This is a genomic window from Paenibacillus solisilvae, assembly GCF_042656405.1.
Classification (GTDB): Bacteria; Bacillota; Bacilli; order Paenibacillales; family Paenibacillaceae; genus Paenibacillus_Z; species Paenibacillus_Z solisilvae.
Genome location: NZ_JBHSOW010000063.1, coordinates 25,359 through 45,186, shown reverse-complemented (window position 1 = coordinate 45,186; position 19,828 = coordinate 25,359). Strand labels below are relative to the sequence as shown.

Here is a 19,828-nt window from a genome sequence, read left to right as displayed (position 1 = left end):
GAATCAAACTCCTTCCGTGATCTTTCTTGGAATGAAAGCTATACCCTAGTATGGCTCTTTTAGAACGAATGCAAAAGCATTGTTTTCGCATGCGCTTTACGATAACATATGAGAAGACCCTTGGGAAACAGAAAGGAATACCACGATGAATGAAAAATCGCTTGCGGAAATGCAGCGCGAGGTAGACCTCTATATCTCGCAATTTAAAGAAGGGTATTTCAGCCCGCTGTCTATGCTAGCACGGATGAGCGAGGAGGTTGGTGAGCTTGCCCGTGAGGTCAACCACCAGTTCGGAGAAAAACCGAAGAAAGCAGATGAAGCTGACAATTCTATAGAAATGGAATTAGGCGACATCTTATTCATCGTCATATGCTTCGCAAATTCATTAGGAATCAATATGACCGAAGCGCATGATCGCGTGATGAACAAGTTTAATTCACGCGATGCAAATCGCTGGACTCGAAAAAACGTCGAACCGTAGAACGGGTCCATACATATGCTGTACCATCAACCTGTGTACAAGGAGGATGGGCGGATGGACGGAGAGAGCAGCTTAAAGAAAGCTTACGAAGCCATCCTTAGCGGCGATTTTGAGCAGGCTATCGCGCGGTTCGAGGATGCGATCGAACAGGATCCAGATAATGCAGCCCCTTATTATAGATGCTCTATCACATGCGCTCGCAGCGGGAAATGGCAAAAGGCGCTTCTCTATGCAGAGAAAGCGGTAGAGCTTGATTCAGAGCAAGAAGAGTATGCCTTTCATCTGCAAACGGTTCAGGCGAAACAGCTGGTTATCGAAGCGGAGAGCTTGTTCATGGCGCAAACTTCACTAAGCTCTGAGCAGGCACTCGATAAGCTTCAGGAGGCGTCAAAACTTGATCCTTTAAATTTGGATGCGCTCCTGCTGCTTGGCGCTGCGTATGCTTCGCTTAACCGATTAGATGAGGCTGCTTCCTGCGCACTGGAAGCGATCCGTCTAGACCCTGAGCATTCGGCAGCGCGTCGTCTACTGGCTGATATGAACCGCCGGCGGAGAGCACTGAGGGCAAGCAAAAAGAGAAGATAACTGAAGGGATACAGGTGAAATAGTCAATGACAGAACCAATAAAAGTCGTCGTAACAGGTGCAGGCGGGCGAATGGGCCGCGAAGTTGTAAAAATGGTGCTTCAAGATGAACAATTGCAGCTTGCTGCTGCGGTCAGCCCTTCAGCCGGTCCGATTGATGCGGGAACGCTCGTCGGACTATCCCCCTGCGGTGTAACCGTTTCTCCAGATTTGGAAACTGCTCTATCCCAAGCAACAGCAGATGTACTTGTAGACTTCACCGTGCCTCATGCTGCTTACAGCATTACAGAAACAGCCATACGGCACGGTGTTCGTCCTGTTATCGGAACGACCGGCATTACTCCGGAACAGATGTCAGAGCTGGACAAGCTGTGCAGGAGCCAAGAAATCGGCGGGTTAATCGCGCCGAACTTCTCGATCGGCGCTATTCTAATGATGAAGTTCGCTGCGCAAGCGTCAAAGTATTTGCCGCATGTGGAGATTATCGAATATCATGGTGAACAGAAGCTGGATGCTCCTTCCGGAACTTCGATAAAGACAGCGGAACTGATCTCAGAGGCAAGGCAAGAATTGCGTCAAGGTCATCCGAATGAAAAAGAAACCATTGAAGGTGCGCGAGGCGGCTATTATAATGGGTTTCGTATACATAGCGTACGGTTGCCGGGAGTTTTTGCTCAGCAGGAAGTCATTTTTGGCGGATTTGGCCAAACGCTCAAAATCCGCCATGACTCTTATGATCGTGCCGGATATATGCCGGGCGTCAATGTAGCAGTGAAGAAGGTTATGACGTATACGGGGCTTATTTATGGCTTCGAGCATGTCATGGATTAGAGTTAAACTTGCGGGTAATCGGAGAGGAGAGCGGCTAGAGTGAACATCGCGTTTATTGCCCATGATCGTAAGAAAGATGAAATGGTGAATTTTGTAATTGCTTATGAAAATGTTTTTAAAGGGCATACGCTCTATTCCACGGGTACAACGGGCAGTCGTATTATGGAACAAACGAATCTGTCTATCCATCGTTTCATGTCTGGACCGCTTGGCGGCGATCAACAAATCGGGGCGATGGTCGCCCAAAATGAGATGGATCTTATCATTTTTCTTCGTGATCCTCTTATGGCACAGCCTCACGAGCCGGATATTATCGCTTTGCTTAGACTTTGTGATGTTCAGGGCATTCCCGTTGCTACGAATGTCGCCACTGGAGAGCTGCTGGTTAAAGCATTGCAGCGCGGAGACTTTGCTTGGCGCGAGCTTGTTCATAAATATAAGCCAGGTGAGATATAATGTCAGGACTATTCATAGATATACTTGCTTTCGGCGCGCATCCCGATGATGTAGAAATCGGGATGGGCGGGACGATTGCCAAACACGTTCATCATGGATATCGCGCAGCAATATGTGATTTGACGGAGGCAGAGATGTCCTCCAATGGCACCGTAGAAACGAGGCGGCAGGAGGCCGCTGAAGCTTCCGCGGTGCTTGGTCTATCGGTGCGTTCATGTCTGGGGCTCCCGGACAGAGGCTTGACGGGTGCCGGAGATCAAATTGAAGCCGTTGTACGTGAAATTCGCAGGCTTAGGCCCCGTCTGGTATTCGCTCCTTACTGGGTCGATCGTCATCCCGACCATAATGCCTGCAGTCGAATCATAGAGGAAGCTGTCTTTAACGCGAAATTACGCAATTTTTTACCGGAATTGCCGGCTGTTCAAGTGGAGCAGCTGTACTATTACTACATAAATGACAGCAATGAGGTATCATTGATTACAAATATCAGCGATTTTGCAGAGCAAAAAATGAATGCTCTCAAGTCGTACCGTTCACAATTTGCGCCTCCTGCTGAAGGCAAAGATCGGGTACAGACACCGCTCACAGATCGTTATGTGGAGCGGGTGGCTGCTCGTGACATGCTGCTGGGCCAATCTAAAGGGTGGGCGTATGCCGAAGGATTTGCAATTAAGCGTCCGCATGAGATAACGTTATTCTAAAGTCACCTAACCGAGCATGATTAATTCGATATCAGCTCAAGCTTAATTCGTCGAAACATAGCATATATTCGTTTTAGAGCAGCGTTAACAACTGGGGGTGTAAGCGTGGGAAAACGATTGAAAATAGGAATAACCTGTTATCCGACATTGGGCGGTTCGGGTGTCGTCGCAACGGAGCTCGGCAAACTGCTGGCAGAAAAAGGACATGAAATTCATTTTATAACCCATAGTATCCCGTTTCGACTCGGTCAATTTCATAAAAACATTTTTTATCATGAAGTCGAAATTAATGATTATTACGTCTTCCGTTATCCGCCTTATGATCTTTCACTTGCCAGCAAAATGGCGCAGGTTGCCAAAATGCACAATCTGGATTTGCTTCATGTCCATTATGCCGTTCCGCATGCGGTATGTGCTTATTTGGCCAAGCAGATGGTCGGAAGCCAACTCCGCACGGTAACGACGCTTCACGGGACAGATATTACAGTACTGGCGCAGGATGAATCCCTTAAAGATATGATCCGACTTGGAATTAATGAAAGCGATGCAGTCACGGCCGTTTCTAACGATCTCATTCAGGAAACACGGGATTTGCTTGATATTGAGAAAATGATTGACCTGACCTACAACTTTGTCGATAAGCGTGTCTATTACCCGCGTGATTGCGCATCGCTGAGAAATGATTTTGTCGGCGAAGGCGAGAAGATCCTGATGCATATTTCCAACTTCCGTCCGGTGAAAAGGATGAGCGATGTTGTGGATATCTTTGCAAAAGTTGAGCAAAAGGTGCCAAGCCGCCTTCTGCTTGTAGGAGAAGGGCCGGATCTACCCAAGATTCAGCAGAAAGTCCGGTCAATGGGGCTCGAGAATAAAGTTCATTTTCTTGGAAAACAAGATGATGTCGCTCATGTTATTTCCATCGCAGATCTTATGCTTCTGCCGTCTGAGAAAGAAAGTTTCGGTCTTGTTGCACTGGAAGCGATGGCTTGCGGAGTGCCGACGATCGGTTCATTCGCGGGGGGGATACCTGAGCTCGTTACACATGGAGAGACAGGATACCTATCGCCGATCGGAGATACGGAGGAAATGGCGCATAATGCCATTAACTTATTAAAGAATGAGCGTTTGTATCAGCAGTTTCGGGAGGCCTGTCTGCACCGGGCACGGACTCAGTTCTGCAACGACTTAATTACAGCTGAGTATGAGCGCATTTATTACCGGGTGCTCGGAATTGAAGCTGATGTTCCGGTTCCGGTTTGCGATTAGCGCCATGCAGGAGAGGGGCAGATGGCCATTAACCAAGCCTTAACCAAAGCTCTGCCCGTTCTGCGAATGCTTGAGCAGCATGGTCATGAAGCGGTCTTCGTTGGGGGCTGTGTCCGGGATACGATAATGGGAAAGGTGCTCAAGGATGTTGATATTGCAACCTCTGCAGCACCTGACCAGGTCGAAGCTGCGTTTCCAAGAACGATTCCTACCGGACTGCAGCATGGTACAGTTACGGTTATTCATGAATCGGAGCACTATGAAGTAACCACGTTTCGTACCGAATCTGCTTACGAAGCGCACCGCAGACCTGCACAGGTTCAGTTTGTAGCCGACCTTGAAGCGGATTTAATGCGCCGGGACTTCACGATAAACGCCATGGCCATGCGTGCTGACGGTTCGATCGTAGATCCATTTGGAGGCAGGCAGGACTTGCAGCGGCGGGTGCTTCGTTGTGTTGGGGATGCGAATTTAAGGTTTCAAGAGGATGCGCTGCGGATGGTGCGTGCGGTCCGCTTCGCAGCTGAATTCCAAATGCATATTGCTCCGCAAACTTGGAAGGCGCTTCGGCGTTACAGTCATCTGCTGGTTCATATTGCTATGGAGCGGATCGGTGCGGAATCGGACAAAATGATCGGAGGTTCAAATCCGAGCAGAGCGTTGGCATGGTTTGCGGCTGCCGGTTTACTTGCCTATACGAAGACTCCCCTACCTCCAGCCTTAGTTAGGCAAGCAGAGCAATTCAGGATGGATCCGGCTGCAGACAAGGGCAAGCTGAAGGGATTGGCAGCACTAACGTCACTGGAAGAACGATGGGCCGCATTTTGTATTGCTTTAGGACTTAGTATGGATGATGCATACGAGCTGTTTGATGCGTTCCGCTTTTCAACCAGCCGAATCGGACAGCTGAAGGCTGCTGTAAACGTGCATCAACAGATGACTGCATTCACCTCTTCACTTCAATCTGCAGAGAGCCCTATTCATGACGGGCTGCTCTCTTCTGAACACGAGCAAATGCTCCATCGCGCCTGGATCTTGGCCGTTCTCGATAATGGAAAAGCAGCTGCGGCTTGTTGGCTGCATGCCGCAGCTGCGCTTACATGCAGCAGCCTTAATTTGGACAAGCTTGCAGTCTGGCTCAATGAACTGGCAGTATCCAGTGTCCGCGAACTTGCCATTGGAGGAGCGGATCTACTCCGATTGCTGCATAAGCCATCTGGCCCCTGGCTTGGCAAGCTGCTGAACGAATTGGTTCGAGATGTCGCTATCGGAGTGCTGACAAATGATCGGGATTCATTATTGGATGCAGCTGGCAGCCGATTACCGGAATAGGAAGCTTCGTCAATAAGGATCATGAAGGAGTCAATATGAGCAATCAAATTCTTACGATGCTGGAACAGCACAAGGAAGGATTTCTATCTGGGGAAGTGCTCAGCCAGGAGTTGAAAATAAGCCGTACTGCCGTATGGAAGCAAATTAAGAAATTGGAATCGCAGGGCTATCAATTCGAAGCCTCACGCAGATTGGGCTACCGCTTGATAGGAAAACCGTCCAAGCTGTCGGTGCACGAATTGATGGACAAGCTTAGCGGATCTACGCTCATCAAAGCAATCAAGCTTCATGACTCTGTTGATTCGACGCAAAATATCGCGCATCGGCTTGCTGAAGATGATGCTCTTGAGGGCACGCTTGTCATTGCCGAGCAGCAAACGAGCGGCCGGGGACGAATGGGACGAAAGTGGATTTCACCGACGGGAAAAGGGGTCTGGATGAGCTTGGTGCTGCGGCCAAAGCTGCCGCTGCAGGTTGCTTCCCAGCTGACTCTGCTTACTGCTGTCGCATTGTGCAGAGCGCTTCGAACCGTTGCCGCACCTCTGGAAATTGGAATTAAGTGGCCTAATGATTTGCTCATTAACGGTAAAAAAATAAGCGGTATTCTACTTGAGTCCACAGCTGAAGAAGAGCGTCTTAAATACGTGATTGCGGGGATCGGCATCAGCGTTAATCTTGAAGAGAGCGACTATCCGCAAGAGCTCCGTGATATAGCGACCTCCTTGAGACTGGAGCTCGGACGTCCGCTTGACCGCGCCGAGGTTATCGCCTCCTTCATACGCGAATTCGAGCAGCTGTACACCGCTTATCAAAAGGACGGATTTGGATTTATACGTTCCCTGTGGGAAGCATTGTCCGTATCGCTGCACAAACCCATGCAGTTGAAAACGGCTAACGGAATGCAAATTGGAACACCGATTGGCTTGGATGAGAGCGGAGCGCTGCTTGCTACGTTCGAGAATGGAGCAACAATTCCGATTTTCTCTGCGGAGACGCTCCCGGCACCGGATAACCGTTCATAGACGCCATGCTGTTTCTTTGGTATAATCGGTTTATCAAATGATCTATCTGGCAGGGCGGTATCGATATACTTGAACCGCACCGCACCAGAGGATTCATCAACGAACTTGTGGTTGATTGATGTCTTATTGCAAGGCAGTGTACTCTGCTCTGAGCCGTTAGGGACCGAGACAGAAGGAAGCTCGCTGGTGGCAGGACGTTCCTTTTTGGATTGGAACCTTTTTAGCGGCGGCTAGAAGGTTTTTTTGTGTTGATCACATAGGAAGAGCAGGGTTCGCGAAAGCTTTAATACGAGCTGACGAATCGTGGTCATCCTCATTCCAAAGGAGGACGTAGCAATGAAACAACCGTTGACTATTACGAAGCTGAAAAAAATGAAACAGAGCTGCGAGCCAATTTCGATGCTGACCGCCTATGATTATCCATCCGCCAAGCTTGCTGAGGAAGCGGGCATCGACGTTATCCTCGTCGGTGACTCGTTAGGTAATGTAGTGCTTGGATATGATACAACAATTCCCGTTACACTTGATGATATGGTTTATCACTCCAGAGCGGTGGCGCGAGGGGCAGTTAATACGTTTATCGTAACGGACCTGCCGTTCATGACCTATCGGCTCGGTAATGAAACAACGCTGCGGAATGCAGCCAGATTGCTTCAGGAAGGCCGTGCACATGCGATCAAGCTGGAGGGCGGCGCAGACATTGCCGGCGAGGTATCAGCTTGCGTACGCGCGGGCATACCGGTTATGGGCCATATCGGGCTTACACCTCAATCGGTTCACCAGCTGGGCGGATACAAGGTGCAGGGGAAGCTGGAACGTGAAGCCGAGCAGTTGATTGATGATGCGAAGGCATTAGAAGCTGCCGGTGCCTTCAGTATCGTGCTGGAGTTGGTAACGGAACCGCTCGCAGAGGCGATTTCGTCAGCTCTTACGATTCCTACAATTGGAATCGGCGCAGGACGCGGCTGTGACGGACAGGTCCTTGTTTACCATGATCTGCTGCAGTATGCGTCTCCATACCGGGAGAAGAGATTTGTGAAGACCTATGCGGATCTTGGCACAACCGTCCGCAATGCAATCGGTGCCTACGTATCCGATGTGAAAGCTCGTTCTTTTCCGCAGCAGGAGCATGCATTCGGAGTGGAGCAGGAGGTACTGCAGCAGCAGCTTTACGGCAGCAGCAAGGATAACGGGAAGGGAGCTGACACAAATGATCGTCTGCACAACAATTCCCGAGCTTAAAGCCGAGCTGAATAACTGGCGCAGTAAGTTTCCTGAGGGACGCATCGGCCTGGTACCGACAATGGGATATCTGCACGAGGGGCACGCAAGCCTGATGCGGAGAGCTGCTGAGGATTGTGAGTTTACTGTTCTCACCGTATTTGTCAATCCGCTTCAATTTGGACCTAATGAAGATTTTGACCGTTATCCCAGAGATACGGAGCGGGATAAAGAAATAGCGGAAGCAAATGGCATTGACTTGATATTTATTCCGTCCGTACAGGAAATGTATCCGAAGAAGCCGCTTACCAGGGTTCTCATCAATGAGGTTACTGACCGATTATGCGGGGCTTCCAGACCCGGGCATTTTGACGGTGTAGGTACTGTTGTCAGCAAGCTGTTTCACCTGGTCTTGCCGGACCGCGCTTATTTTGGAATGAAGGATGCACAGCAGATCGCTGTTATCAAGCGTATGGTAGATGATCTTAATTTCCCGGTGGAAATCGTTCCTTGCGAGACGGTCCGCGAAGCAGACGGATTGGCTATGAGCTCCCGCAATGTTTTCTTGGACAACGAACAACGCTCTCAGGCTGTTGTATTATCCCAGACACTGAGCAAGGCTGAGAAATGGATCAGGGAGCCTGGTATAACGGTTACTGACATGCTGGAACGGATTAAAAATTCCATCCAAGAAGCGCCGAGTGCGGTAATTGATTATGCGGAGCTTCTGGAGTATCCAGATTTAATACCTCCTGGCTCGGATACGGATTTATCTCAGCATAACCAAACTTTAATTGTCGCGTTAGCTGTAAAATTTGGCCAAACGCGTCTTATAGATAATCGTTTAATGGCAGCGCATGGAGGTGACAGACATGTTCAGAACAATGATGAAATCGAAGCTCCACCGGGGAACGGTGACAGAAGCGAACTTGAATTATGTGGGCAGCATAACTATAGATGAGGATTTGATGGAAGCTGCTGATATTTGGGCGAATGAGAAAGTGCAAATCGTTAATAACAATAATGGAGCACGTCTGGAAACCTATGTCATTACCGGTCCGCGCGGCTCCGGGGTCATTTGTTTGAATGGCGCTGCGGCAAGACTGGTCCAGCCTGGAGACAATGTCATTATTATTTCTTATGGAATGATGCCGGAGGAAGAAGCGCGCACGTATAAACCAAAGGTTGTTATACTCGATGCGGCAAACCGTCCGGTTGAAACGATGCTTGAAGAAGTTCATGCAACCATTATTTAACCACTTTCCTTCAGAGGCTTGGATTCCAGCGTTGTGAAACGTCTGGGATGCTGTATGAAAAGAGATGCAGGGGCAAAGAATGAGCTTAACAATTCTCTTTCATCACAAGCGTGAAGGTGGGATGCAGAAGATGTTCAAGCATGTATTTGCCTCGATGAAGGAAAAGCTTAACGAAATTATGATCCATTATCCGCACGCAAATGAAGACCAGAAGAAGCTGCATGACGAGCAGCTGTCGATGCTTAGACAGTTTAGTGACACCTTTATTGAGGAATGGCTGCAGTTTGAAGAGATCATGGCTGATTTTCGCGAGCTCCAGCTATCCCCGTCGCTTTCATCTTCAAACTTGAAGGCAGAGCCGCCGGATATTTCCGGTATTGCGACTAATCAAGCCGCAGCTGCCGGAGAGGTTGAACAGATGCCAGAAGCGTTGTTAAACTCGCTGTCATCAGGATGCACAAACGATCCCGGTACAGCTGGCGGTAACCACGAGTGTGCTGGCGAGAGCGAGGCTGATTATGAACAGCTGCAAACGATGTTGAAAGGGCAAGGGTATTTCAAGCTTTTCATGTTTCGTGAAGCAGCCAAGCATTTTCAAGAGGCCGTCAGACGTTGGCCGGACGATAATAAGGCCCGATTATTTCTTGCCATGACGTATATGCATGTACAAGAATGGAATGAAGCGCAGCGGCATTTCCAACTGCTTGTTGAAGTAACGGATGATTCCAGATGGCGTGCGCTCGGTCTCAACGCTCTTGGCTGCATACAAGCAGTCCGGATGAATCTGGAGCAGGCTGCAACCTATTTTCAGAAAGCGCACGAAGCCGACCCGGATTTTGCCGACCCGCTGTCCAACATGAAGTCCTGCCAGCAGCAGACGGGTCATTTATCCCTGTTCTTTGGGAGCGGATTGCTTTAGTTTTTGTGAGAGGATCGAAGACCGGATGAATTATGCGGTACTGGATTTAGAAACGACCGGTCATGGGGCCGGCGATGATATGCTACAGGTTGGTCTCGTATTGCTCGATGAAACGATGCAAATCATACGGACTTATAATACATTTGTTAAACCGACGATACCGATTCCGCCTTTTATCACACAGCTGACCGGCATTGATGAGTCGATGGTTGCGGATGCGCCGTCTATTGAGGATGTGCTTCTTGAGCTTATCCCGCTTCTTGAGGATGCCGTGCTTGTTGCTCATAATGTCGGCTTCGATGCCGGGTTTCTAAGCTCAGCGCTTGACCGCTGCGGTTATATGCCATTTGCCGGGCGTAAGCTGGATACAATTGATTTGCTTCGGGTCCTTTATCCAACGCTGACGACTTATCAGCTTGGGGCAGTCACGGAGCTCTTCGGTATCGAGCATGATCAGCACCACCGCGCAGACAGCGATGCATTGGCAACGGCGGAGCTCTTCAAGGAATGTTTCACTAAGCTTGCGAGCTTACCGCTGCTGACGCTGCAGCGGCTGTCTAATTTACTCAGCGATGAAATCGATGATCTGGGCTGGTTTATACAGGAAATGGTGGTTCGCAAAGAAACAACCACCTCCATCGACATGGATGCTTATTCCTATTTCCGCCAGTTTGCCATGAAAGCCGGTGATTGGACGGAGGAACAGCCACCGCGCGGCGAGAATGGCGAAGAAGGCTTGATCAGCGATTACACCTTTGAGAGCTATCTTGATCATATCAAAGACGGTATCCGTTCCATCATACCTGGATACGAAGAACGTGAACCGCAGAACATGATGTTTCAGGAAGTTATCGATGCGCTTGAGAAAGATCGGCATTTGCTGATTGAAGCCGGTACTGGAACGGGAAAATCACTGGGATACTTAATTCCGGCACTCTATTATGGGGTACAGCATAATAAGAAAATCATCGTCAGTACGCATACCATTAACCTTCAGGAGCAGTTAAGGCAAAGAGATTTGCCGCTGCTTCAGGCGGTTATGCCTTATCCATTCCGAGCCGCTGTCTTCAAAGGACGCGGCAATTATTTATGCTTGCGCAAGTTTGAGGGTAAAGTAAATACACAGGACTTCGGAGCCCCGGTGGAAGACCGGATTACAGCTGCCCAAATGGTTGTCTGGCTGAGTGAATCTAATCACGGAGATCAGGAAGAGCTTAACTTCGGCAATCGTGGATCAGAGTTTTGGTCAACGGTATCAAGTGACGCTGATTCCTGCCTCAATCGAAGCTGCCCATGGTTTAAGCGCTGTTATTATCACCGTGCCAAGCAAGAGGCGAATTTAGCCGATGTCGTCATCACGAACCATTCCATGCTGTTCACCGATATTCGCGCGGATCATCGTCTGCTGCCCGGTTATGAGCATCTTATTGTGGATGAAGCTCATCATCTGGAGGAAGTCGCAGGCAAGCATCTCGGTACGCAATTATCTTATCATTCCGTTCAGCATCCAATCGGCAGATTATGCAAAGATGCGCGTAACGGCCAGCTTATTCAGCTTAAGCATAGATTAGCCAACGAGGATTCCGATTACGCCGATAAATGGCGGGAAGAGATCGATGAGGTTGTTCCCGTGTTCGGAGAGTTGCGTGACGAGTGGGACCGCTTGTTCGAAATCCTGTTCTCCATGATGGGGGGAAGTTCAGCAGGAGGCTCTCAGGATGCGGGAGAGGCCGGACAATTTGTGCTTCGTCTTCGGACCAGCAAGCTGCCGGCGAAATGGCAGGAAGCTCAATCCATAGAAGAGATTGTTCACAGCCTGTTAAGTCAGATCATCCGGCCGCTGGATAAGATGTTCGGTAGTATGAAAGAAGAGCTGAACGATCCGGCTATCTCTGCGGTAGTTACGGATTTGAGCGGTACTGTAAAGGATTTGACCCGTGCCAGGGATGAGCTGCGTCTCTTTATGAAGGCCGATAAGCCAGAGATTGTTTATTGGATAGAAGCCAATGGCAATTTCCGGGCGAAGTCGGTTCATCTCTATGCGGTTCCGGCAGATGTCAGCAGTCAATTGCGTGCTTATTTCTTCGATACTAAGAATAGTGTTGTCCTGACTTCCGCAACCTTATCCGTGCAAAAGTCTTTCCAATATGCTTGCGAGCAGCTTGGCCTGCAGCAGGATGAAGAGCAGGGACGTCTTAAGACCGTCCAGCTTCCATCCCCATTTAATTACCGGGATCAAGCACTTGTTATTATTCCGCGTAATTTTCCCGTTCTCAAGGGTGCCGCTGGCGACCCGTTATTCAATGAAATGCTGGTCAAGTCCTTAGCCGAGACCGCTATGGAGACAAAAGGGCGCATGCTCGTCTTGTTCACCTCTTATAAGATGCTCAAACAAGTATATGAGCCGCTTAAAGAAGCACTATCATCCAGCGGAATTCAGCTGCTTGGTCAAGGCATAGACAGCGGAAACCGGAGCAAGCTCACAAGACGGTTTCAGCAGCAGGCGGCATCGGTGCTGCTTGGTACGAGCAGCTTCTGGGAGGGTGTTGATATTCCAGGGGACGCTCTGACTTGTTTAGCGATTGTGCGGCTGCCATTTCAACCGCCCAATAACCCGCTTGTTGAAGCGAAGTCGGAGATGCTGCAGGAACAGAAACAGAACCCGTTTATGAAGCTGTCCATCCCTCAAGCCGTTATCAAGTTTAAGCAGGGGTTTGGAAGACTCGTCCGGACAACGCAGGATCGCGGAATTGTGCTGATTTATGATACCCGTGTCATTGATACGTATTATGGCAAATACTTTCTATATTCACTGCCTGGACCCAAAATCGAGCATATGCATTTGGAACAAATGGTACCCCGGATCAGGGAATGGTTATCGGCAGATCAAGGGGAGATGGTGGAGTGAAGCCTTTCAAAATATCAGAAGCGGTTGTGAGAAGATTACCCCTTTACCTACAGGTGCTCAATGATTTGAATATGCGCGATGTGCAGACGGTATCCTCACAGGAGCTCGGCAATAAGCTTGATCTTAACCCGGCACAAATTCGTAAAGATCTTGCCTATTTTGGAGATTTTGGCCGTAAAGGCATCGGTTATGATGTATCCTATCTGATCGAGAAGATTCGACAGATTCTCAAGCTGGATCAGCCCCTTAACGTTGGACTTGTTGGTGCGGGCAATCTTGGCCGCGCCTTGTGCAATTACAATACGTATTTGAAAGATAACATGAAGATAACTGCAGTATTTGATGCGCATCCCTCAATGGTTGGGGCTTCGATTAACGGGTTGACAGTGCTGCCGATGAGTGAGTTGAACGATACTGTAGCCGCTCGCAATATTCGTATAGGCATTATTACCGTCCCGGCGATTGAAGCTCAAAATGTTGCGGATCATTTCGTAGTGGCAGGTGTTGCCGGGATTTTGAATTTTGCCCCTACCATACTGCGCGTGCCTGATCATGTCCGTATTCATTATGCGGATTTTACGACCGAACTGCTTAGTTTGGCTTATTACTTGGAAAAAGAAGGAGACGACGAAGATGAAACGGTTGTGGATTGAGAACGGTACGTTCGTAACGATGGATGACCAGCGTCCTGTCTTGAAAGGTCATATGGTCGTCGAAGGCGATACCATTCTATATTTGAGCGAAGAGCTTCCGGATCCGCTGCCGGAAGGCGCTGAGCGCATGAACGGTCAAGGGCTCGTATTCATGCCTGGGCTCATCAATACGCACGGCCATGCTGCCATGTCGCTGCTGCGAGGCTATTCCGATGACCAGTCCCTGCAGGTGTGGCTCGAACAAAAAATGTGGCCGATGGAAGCGAAATTTACGGATGATGATGTCCGCTGGGGAACCTCGCTGGCGGTTGCCGAAATGCTTAAATCAGGAACCACAACATTCGTTGATATGTATGACCGGATGAACATTGTAGCAGAGGTTGCCGAGCAGTCAGGCATACGTGCTTTTCTGACGCGCGGTGTTATCGGCTTGTGTCCTCCGGAGGTACAAACCTCCAAGCTAAACGAAGCCAAGCAGTTTGTTCAGGATTGGAACGGCAAAGCCGATGGACGGATTGCAACGATGCTTTCTCCGCACGCTCCTTATACTTGTCCGCCTGACTATATTGTCCGAATCGTTGAAGCGGCCCATGAATTGAATGTTCCACTACATACGCATATGTCGGAGTCGGCTGCAGAAGTTGCGCAAAATGTAAAGGATTACGGCTGCCGTCCGGTAGAGCATTTAGACAAACTGGGCTTTTTCACCCGTCCGGCGCTGCTTGCACATGCGGTGCATTTAACCGATGATGAGATTGCACTGCTGGCTGCCCGCGGAGCCGCTGTGTCTCATAATCCTGCAAGTAACCTTAAGCTTGCAAGCGGTATTGCCCGCGTGCCGGATCTTCTGAAAGAAGGCGTGACCGTTTCGCTTGGAACAGACAGTGCGGCAAGCAACAATAATCTGGATCTGTTCGATGAGATCCGCCTGGCTGCGCTGATTCATAAAGGCGTCTCGGGCGATCCGACTGCTGTACCGGCTCAGGAAGCACTGAAGCTCGGAACCGTATACGGGGCTAAAGCCATCTGGCAGGAGCAGCGCGTGGGTCAGTTGAAAGAAGGATTGAAGGCTGACTTCATTGCGATTGACATGGAGCAGCCGCATTTCTACCCGCAGACTGAAATAATCTCTCATCTGGTATATTCGGGATCAGGAAGAGATGTCGTGCATGTGTGGATCGACGGAAATCAAGTTGTGAAGAATGGCGAATGTCTGCTGCTGGATGAAGCAAAGATCTTAGCCGAGTCTCAGCGCTGCTTTGAAAGGCTGCTGTCCTCCTAATGCGGGCAAATCGTCGAAAAAGGCCTCCGTTTATGACGCCTGGCCGCATCTTATTGGTATCGGCAATGGCTGTTATTGTAATATTGATTGCTCTTAACGTTTATTACCGGTCTGTACAAGCTCCCGTGTGGAAAGAAGAACGGGCAGCCGAAGCTCAGGCACTGAAAGTTACGGATTTGAAAGAAGCGACAGACTCCGAGAAATTCGTCTGGGAAGAGCCTGTCTGGATTGTTAAAGGCAAGGATAAGGATGGCGAGGATGCATATGTCTGGCTGAAGAAGGATAATCCCATTCTCCTAAAAGCGAAGGACGGCTTATCCAAGGCCGATATGAAGCAAAAATTTTTAGAATCTAAACCGGACGCAGATATCCATGATATCAATGTCGGCATGCTTGGCGGCGTGCCGGTTTATCAGATATATTACGACCGTAAACAAGCATCGATAACGAGCTATTACTATGAGTTTTATAAGTTTCAGGACGGGGCATTCATAATCACCTACAAGTTACCCTCCCAATAACGTGAGAAAAGCACAGCGTAAGCAGAATACGCCAGAGCTCCCTGTATTTGCACGCCCTCTTAGGTATCAGAACATGATATACTTTCGTATAGTAGCAGTGATAGACGGAAGGTCATGAACTGATACCAAAGGGGGCTTTTTGCCATGAAAATAAGATTGATGCCTACATTGATTACAGTTGTTCTTTCTGCCAGCTTACTAGTCGGCGGTTGGTTTATTTACCGCAACGTGGCTACTGTTCAACCGCTGGAGCGAATCGTTGCCGAGGTACCAGGCGTTGTCCAAGCCAATCCGGTGATCAGCAATGATGCAGTCACCTTGGATCTTACACTCGATAAGGATGCCAACATCCGTAACATATACGATCGGATCGCAAATGATGGGAAAGCGGTTATCGGCAGCCGGGAGTTAAAGCTCAACATTCAGCCCGTTGCAAATGAAGATCAGACCAAGCTCGATGATGTCTGGTCATCCGTTCTATTCGATGTCGCACAGGCTATGGAGCACCGCAACTACTCGGACATTCCGGCTGCGATGAAGCAGATGGAGCATCAATTTCCGGGTGTTAAAGCCACTACGGAGATGGATGATATCAATGTCTATATTACGTTAAAGGACGGCAATTCCGCGAAATATATGGTTCTGCCCCGTACGCCGGACCAGATGGGAGCGTGGCCGAATGCGTAATTATACGAAAGAAATCCTGATCGGCTTCGTGCCGGTCTTTATCTTATTCATGCAGTTCATCGTGAAGGTCAATATGCTTCCGATTGTACTGCTGTCAGGACTTATCGGCGGATTGCTCTATGTGGCCAGATCACGCGGTAATCTCGCCGCAATCGGCGGAGAACGCAAAGGGAAACCGCGGCCGACTACGCCGCTTTCCTTTGAAGAAATCGGCGGTCAGGAGCGTGCCAAGCAAGAAATCATCGAGGCGCTTGACTTTCTCGTGCATGAGGAGCAGATTTCGAAATTCGGAATTCGTCCGTTGAAGGGAATCCTGCTTACCGGTCCTCCGGGAACAGGCAAGACGCTGCTTGCGAAAGCAGCCGCGCATTATACCGACTCCGTATATATCGCCGCATCAGGTTCTGAGTTCGTGGAGATGTATGTTGGTGTTGGGGCAAGCCGAATTCGGGATATGTTTAAGGAAGCCAGGCAGAAAGCAATGAAAGCCGGCAAAACAAGCGCAGTTCTGTTTATCGATGAGATTGATGTCATTGGCGGAAAGCGTGACGGAGGCCAGCATCGCGAATACGATCAAACGTTAAATCAGCTGCTCACAGAGATGGATGGCATTCATACCGCAGAATCGCCGAAAATTCTAATCATCGGAGCAACGAACCGAAAAGAAATGCTGGACAGCGCCTTATTGCGTCCGGGAAGATTCGACCGTCATATCGGAGTAGATCTGCCTGATAAGAAGGGACGTAAACATATTTTGCACATTCATGCCCGCAATAAACCGCTGCATGATGAAGTGAATCTGGAGAAAATCGCAGAGGAATCCTTCGGATTCTCTGGCGCGCAGCTGGAGAGCGTCATGAACGAGGCAGCCATTTATGCGATGCGTGACACTAGCGAATCCCTTACACAGCGCCATTTATCGATGGCCATTGATAAAGTGCTGATGGGTGAGCAGACAGACCGGGAAGCGACGAAGGAAGAACGTGAACGCGTCGCGCTTCATGAGCTTGGTCATGCCATTGCAGCTGAGCTGGTAAGACCGGGTAGTGTGTCGCAGGTTGCACTTCTTCCCCGCGGTCAAGCGCTTGGATATGTCCGCCATAACCCGCAGCAGGATCGTTATCTGTACACCCGTGAATTTTTGGAAGGTCAGATTATGATTGCACTTGGGGGAGCTGCCGCTGAAGAATTATTTTATGGAGACCGCAGCACAGGTTCACGCGGCGACTTCGAGCAGGCGATGAATATCGTCCGTTCGATGGTAGAGTCGGGCTTGACCGAGCTTGGTATTATTGACAGCTCCATGATGACGCCGGATAAATGGGCTGATGTAACGCATACCGTTCTAGAAGCGCTTATGAGCCGTATCAAGCAGATGCTTGGCGAACAAAAAGAGGTCTTCCTCCGCTCGCTTGATGTGCTGATCAAGGAAGAGACGCTTGGCGGCGATCGTTTCCGCTCGCTGCTTGGAACGGTGCAGGATTTGCCGAATGAAGAGCTGCAGCGCGTATAAATATTGTCGGTTTGAAGGCAGACCCTGTGTCTGCCTTCTTTATTTTTCTCATAAACGGTATAATAAAGGTACAAAGAATGTGCAGGTTGGATGGAGGAATCTAGGTTGACAGTACGTAAAGCCGGTGTGGTCGGGGCTGGAACAATGGGACAAGGAATCGCGGAGATGCTGGCCTTCAACGGGCTTGATGTTTATATGATCGAAGATACAAGCGAGCGGTTAACACAAGCAATCGAGATGATTGAGCATAGTCTCGATAAGCAAATGGAACGATGGGCTTTGACACATGCGGAGAAGAAGCTCGTTATGAGCCGGCTGCATCCCGTTGATTCATTATCTGAGTTAGCCGAATGCGAGCTCGTGATCGAGACGATTACGGAAGATCTGGACAGCAAGCGGGTCATATTTGATCAGCTTGATCAGCTGTGCGGACCCGGCGTCATCCTTGCAAGCAATACGTCTACATTAAGCTTGACGGAGCTCGCCAGCGTTACGGCGCATCCTGAGCGTGTGATCGGCATGCATTTTGTCTATCCGGTTATAAAAACGAACCTGGTCGAAATCGTGCGCGGACTTAAAACCTCGGATGAGACCTTTGCCCGTACGAAGCATTTTGTGGAAGAGATTATTCATAAGAAGGGCGTGATGGTGTTCGAATCTCCCGGCTTTGTGACGACCCGGCTGATCTGCTTGTTCATTAATGAAGCCCTGCATGTGCTGGAGGAAGGCGTAGCCTCTGCGGAGGATATCGACAGTGCGATGCGAATCGGCTATTCCTTTCAATACGGGCCTTTTGAAATGGCGGACCGCTTCGGTCTTGATGCCGTACTCGCGGCACTTGAGCGGATGTTCAGGGAATATGGGGAGTTAAAGTACCGTCCGTCAATTGTTCTTAAGAAGATGGTCAGGGGCGGGCATCTTGGCGTGAAAAGCGGAGTCGGCTTTTTTAATTACGACAAGGATGGGGATCGGCTATGATTATACTCGTTATGAACGCAGGGAGCTCCTCGCTTAAGTATCAGCTGTACAATATGCTTGACGAATCGGTGCTTGCTCAAGGTCGGGTAGAAAGAATTGGAATGGATGCTTCCATTCTCACCCACGAGCCGGAGGGAAAGCCGGACGTCCGCCAAGTCAGTGAAATATTAGATCATAATACAGCCGTTAAAAGGCTGACCGATTTGCTGACCCACAGCGAGCACGGCGTTATCCGTTCGATGAAAGAGATCGATGCGGTCGGCCATCGTGTCGTTCATGGCGGTGAGAGCTTCAAGCATTCGGTCATCGTCACGCTGGAAGTAAAGCTGGAGATTCGCCGGCTGTTCGAACTGGCTCCGCTGCATAATCCGCCTGCCATGATGGGCATTATGGCCGTCGAGGCAAACCTGCCGGATGTTCCGCAGGTTGTCGTATTCGATACGGCTTTTCACCAGTCGATGCCTCAGGAATCTTATCTGTATGCCATTCCAATGGTGCTGTATCGCAAGCATAAGATTCGCCGCTACGGCTTCCACGGCACTTCCCATGATTATGTCAGCAGCCAAGCCGCGAATAAGCTTGGAGAGCCGCTGGCGTCGCTCAAGATGGTAACCTGCCATATCGGCAACGGTGCGAGCTGTGCTGCAATTCGGAACGGGGAGTCGGTAGACACCAGCATGGGATTAACGCCGCTTGAAGGTCTGATGATGGGGACCCGAAGCGGTGATTTGGATCCCGCTGTCGTCCCTTTTGCAATGAGCAAGGAAGAGCTGACGATTAATGAAGTGAATTCGATGCTGAATAAACACAGCGGTCTGCAGGCGATCAGCGGCTTCAGCAGCGACATGCGCGAGATTACGGATGCGATGAAAGACGGCGACAAGCAGGCTAAGCTTGCTTTTGACATGTACACCTACCGCCTGCGCAAATATATTGGCGCTTACGCGGCTGCGATGAACGGCATGGATGTGCTTGTCTTTACTGCCGGGGTCGGTGAGAATTCAGTGGTGCTGAGACAGGCCGTTTGCGAGAATCTAACCTTTATGGGGATCGAGCTGGATCCGGAACTGAACGAAAGCAAATCCAAGGAGACCAGAATCATCTCCACTGCGCAATCACGCGTGAAGGTTCTCGTTGTTCCTACGAATGAAGAACTATTAATTGCCCGGGATACGTATAAATTAGTTCTGGAGGCTGTATAACGATAACGATACGAT

20 protein-coding genes are annotated in these 19,828 nt (G+C 49.6%); all 20 read left to right on the top strand.

From position 1 onward, the window contains the following. The first annotated feature begins 145 nt into the window (after positions 1–145). The 20 genes from ACFPYJ_RS17045 to ACFPYJ_RS16950 all read left to right on the top strand — a co-directional run bounded on the left by ACFPYJ_RS17045 (position 146) and on the right by ACFPYJ_RS16950 (position 19,813). The gene (locus tag ACFPYJ_RS17045; RefSeq protein WP_379189365.1) at positions 146–481 is read left to right on the top strand and encodes a nucleotide pyrophosphohydrolase; all 336 of its coding nucleotides are present in this window, start codon (positions 146–148) and stop codon (positions 479–481) included. Positions 482–535: 54 nt separating this feature from the next. Further along, entirely contained in the window at positions 536–1,066 is a 531-nt protein-coding gene (locus tag ACFPYJ_RS17040) for a tetratricopeptide repeat protein (RefSeq protein WP_379189364.1), read from the top strand. A gap of 26 nt (positions 1,067–1,092) precedes the next feature. Then, positions 1,093–1,896, top strand: coding sequence for a 4-hydroxy-tetrahydrodipicolinate reductase (gene dapB, locus ACFPYJ_RS17035; protein WP_379189363.1), 804 nt, complete (start codon positions 1,093–1,095; stop codon positions 1,894–1,896). Between the two features lie 39 nt (positions 1,897–1,935). After that, a complete protein-coding gene (locus ACFPYJ_RS17030) occupies positions 1,936–2,352 on the top strand; it encodes a methylglyoxal synthase (RefSeq protein WP_379189362.1) in 417 nt (138 codons plus the stop codon). Further along, entirely contained in the window at positions 2,352–3,053 is a 702-nt protein-coding gene (bshB1, locus tag ACFPYJ_RS17025) for a bacillithiol biosynthesis deacetylase BshB1 (RefSeq protein WP_379189361.1), read from the top strand. Before ACFPYJ_RS17030 ends, bshB1 begins: the two co-directional genes overlap by 1 nt. Positions 3,054–3,158: 105 nt before the next feature. Further along, positions 3,159–4,319 (top strand): N-acetyl-alpha-D-glucosaminyl L-malate synthase BshA, encoded by a 1,161-nt coding sequence (bshA, locus tag ACFPYJ_RS17020; protein WP_379189360.1) that lies wholly within the window; start codon positions 3,159–3,161, stop codon positions 4,317–4,319. Between the two features lie 21 nt (positions 4,320–4,340). Then, a complete protein-coding gene (locus ACFPYJ_RS17015) occupies positions 4,341–5,651 on the top strand; it encodes a CCA tRNA nucleotidyltransferase (RefSeq protein WP_379189359.1) in 1,311 nt (436 codons plus the stop codon). 35 nt (positions 5,652–5,686) lie between these two features. Next, positions 5,687–6,673: a biotin--[acetyl-CoA-carboxylase] ligase gene (locus tag ACFPYJ_RS17010; RefSeq protein WP_379189358.1), complete on the top strand. Its 987-nt coding sequence runs from the start codon at positions 5,687–5,689 to the stop codon at positions 6,671–6,673. Positions 6,674–7,009: 336 nt separating this feature from the next. Beyond that, the gene (gene panB, locus ACFPYJ_RS17005) at positions 7,010–7,915 is read left to right on the top strand and encodes a 3-methyl-2-oxobutanoate hydroxymethyltransferase (protein WP_379189357.1); all 906 of its coding nucleotides are present in this window, start codon (positions 7,010–7,012) and stop codon (positions 7,913–7,915) included. Next, the gene (gene panC, locus ACFPYJ_RS17000) at positions 7,884–8,855 is read left to right on the top strand and encodes a pantoate--beta-alanine ligase (RefSeq protein WP_379189356.1); all 972 of its coding nucleotides are present in this window, start codon (positions 7,884–7,886) and stop codon (positions 8,853–8,855) included. The genes panB and panC overlap by 32 nt, the downstream gene beginning before the upstream one ends. Next, positions 8,767–9,150 (top strand): aspartate 1-decarboxylase, encoded by a 384-nt coding sequence (panD, locus tag ACFPYJ_RS16995; protein WP_379189355.1) that lies wholly within the window; start codon positions 8,767–8,769, stop codon positions 9,148–9,150. Before panC ends, panD begins: the two co-directional genes overlap by 89 nt. 79 nt (positions 9,151–9,229) lie before the next feature. After that, a complete protein-coding gene (locus ACFPYJ_RS16990) occupies positions 9,230–10,069 on the top strand; it encodes a tetratricopeptide repeat protein (RefSeq protein WP_379189354.1) in 840 nt (279 codons plus the stop codon). A 25-nt stretch (positions 10,070–10,094) separates the two neighbouring features. Continuing rightward, entirely contained in the window at positions 10,095–12,977 is a 2,883-nt protein-coding gene (gene dinG, locus ACFPYJ_RS16985) for an ATP-dependent DNA helicase DinG (protein WP_379189353.1), read from the top strand. Next, complete coding sequence (locus ACFPYJ_RS16980; RefSeq protein WP_379189352.1) at positions 12,974–13,630, top strand: redox-sensing transcriptional repressor Rex; 657 nt, start codon at positions 12,974–12,976, stop codon at positions 13,628–13,630. Before dinG ends, ACFPYJ_RS16980 begins: the two co-directional genes overlap by 4 nt. Further along, positions 13,611–14,912 (top strand): amidohydrolase, encoded by a 1,302-nt coding sequence (locus ACFPYJ_RS16975; protein WP_379189350.1) that lies wholly within the window; start codon positions 13,611–13,613, stop codon positions 14,910–14,912. The genes ACFPYJ_RS16980 and ACFPYJ_RS16975 overlap by 20 nt, the downstream gene beginning before the upstream one ends. A 32-nt stretch (positions 14,913–14,944) precedes the next feature. After that, positions 14,945–15,433, top strand: coding sequence for a cell wall elongation regulator TseB-like domain-containing protein (locus ACFPYJ_RS16970; RefSeq protein ID WP_379189349.1), 489 nt, complete (start codon positions 14,945–14,947; stop codon positions 15,431–15,433). 144 nt (positions 15,434–15,577) lie between these two features. Continuing rightward, a complete protein-coding gene (locus ACFPYJ_RS16965; protein ID WP_379189348.1) occupies positions 15,578–16,120 on the top strand; it encodes a hypothetical protein in 543 nt (180 codons plus the stop codon). Next, positions 16,113–17,633, top strand: a complete 1,521-nt coding sequence (locus ACFPYJ_RS16960) for an AAA family ATPase (protein WP_379189347.1) — start codon at positions 16,113–16,115, stop codon at positions 17,631–17,633. The genes ACFPYJ_RS16965 and ACFPYJ_RS16960 overlap by 8 nt, the downstream gene beginning before the upstream one ends. A gap of 105 nt (positions 17,634–17,738) precedes the next feature. Beyond that, on the top strand, positions 17,739–18,611 hold the full coding sequence (locus ACFPYJ_RS16955; protein ID WP_379189346.1) for a 3-hydroxyacyl-CoA dehydrogenase family protein: 873 nt from the start codon (positions 17,739–17,741) through the stop codon (positions 18,609–18,611). Further along, a complete protein-coding gene (locus ACFPYJ_RS16950; RefSeq protein WP_379189345.1) occupies positions 18,608–19,813 on the top strand; it encodes an acetate/propionate family kinase in 1,206 nt (401 codons plus the stop codon). Before ACFPYJ_RS16955 ends, ACFPYJ_RS16950 begins: the two co-directional genes overlap by 4 nt. Positions 19,814–19,828 lie beyond the last annotated feature (15 nt).

Bases quoted from the DNA above. Each gene is read 5' to 3' on its own strand.
- ACFPYJ_RS17010 (WP_379189358.1), top strand. From the start codon at position 5,687: ATGAGCAATCAAATTCTTACGATGCTGGAACAGCACAAGGAAGGATTT.
- ACFPYJ_RS16965 (WP_379189348.1), top strand. From the start codon at position 15,578: ATGAAAATAAGATTGATGCCTACATTGATTACAGTTGTTCTTTCTGCC.
- ACFPYJ_RS16960 (WP_379189347.1), top strand. From the start codon at position 16,113: ATGCGTAATTATACGAAAGAAATCCTGATCGGCTTCGTGCCGGTCTTT.
- ACFPYJ_RS16950 (WP_379189345.1), top strand. From the start codon at position 18,608: ATGATTATACTCGTTATGAACGCAGGGAGCTCCTCGCTTAAGTATCAG.
- ACFPYJ_RS16990 (WP_379189354.1), top strand. From the start codon at position 9,230: ATGAGCTTAACAATTCTCTTTCATCACAAGCGTGAAGGTGGGATGCAG.
- ACFPYJ_RS17015 (WP_379189359.1), top strand. From the start codon at position 4,341: ATGGCCATTAACCAAGCCTTAACCAAAGCTCTGCCCGTTCTGCGAATG.
- dinG (WP_379189353.1), top strand. From the start codon at position 10,095: ATGAATTATGCGGTACTGGATTTAGAAACGACCGGTCATGGGGCCGGC.
- dapB (WP_379189363.1), top strand. From the start codon at position 1,093: ATGACAGAACCAATAAAAGTCGTCGTAACAGGTGCAGGCGGGCGAATG.
- panC (WP_379189356.1), top strand. From the start codon at position 7,884: ATGATCGTCTGCACAACAATTCCCGAGCTTAAAGCCGAGCTGAATAAC.
- panB (WP_379189357.1), top strand. From the start codon at position 7,010: ATGAAACAACCGTTGACTATTACGAAGCTGAAAAAAATGAAACAGAGC.
- ACFPYJ_RS16970 (WP_379189349.1), top strand. From the start codon at position 14,945: ATGACGCCTGGCCGCATCTTATTGGTATCGGCAATGGCTGTTATTGTA.
- ACFPYJ_RS17040 (WP_379189364.1), top strand. From the start codon at position 536: ATGGACGGAGAGAGCAGCTTAAAGAAAGCTTACGAAGCCATCCTTAGC.
- ACFPYJ_RS17045 (WP_379189365.1), top strand. From the start codon at position 146: ATGAATGAAAAATCGCTTGCGGAAATGCAGCGCGAGGTAGACCTCTAT.
- ACFPYJ_RS16975 (WP_379189350.1), top strand. From the start codon at position 13,611: ATGAAACGGTTGTGGATTGAGAACGGTACGTTCGTAACGATGGATGAC.
- panD (WP_379189355.1), top strand. From the start codon at position 8,767: ATGTTCAGAACAATGATGAAATCGAAGCTCCACCGGGGAACGGTGACA.
- bshB1 (WP_379189361.1), top strand. From the start codon at position 2,352: ATGTCAGGACTATTCATAGATATACTTGCTTTCGGCGCGCATCCCGAT.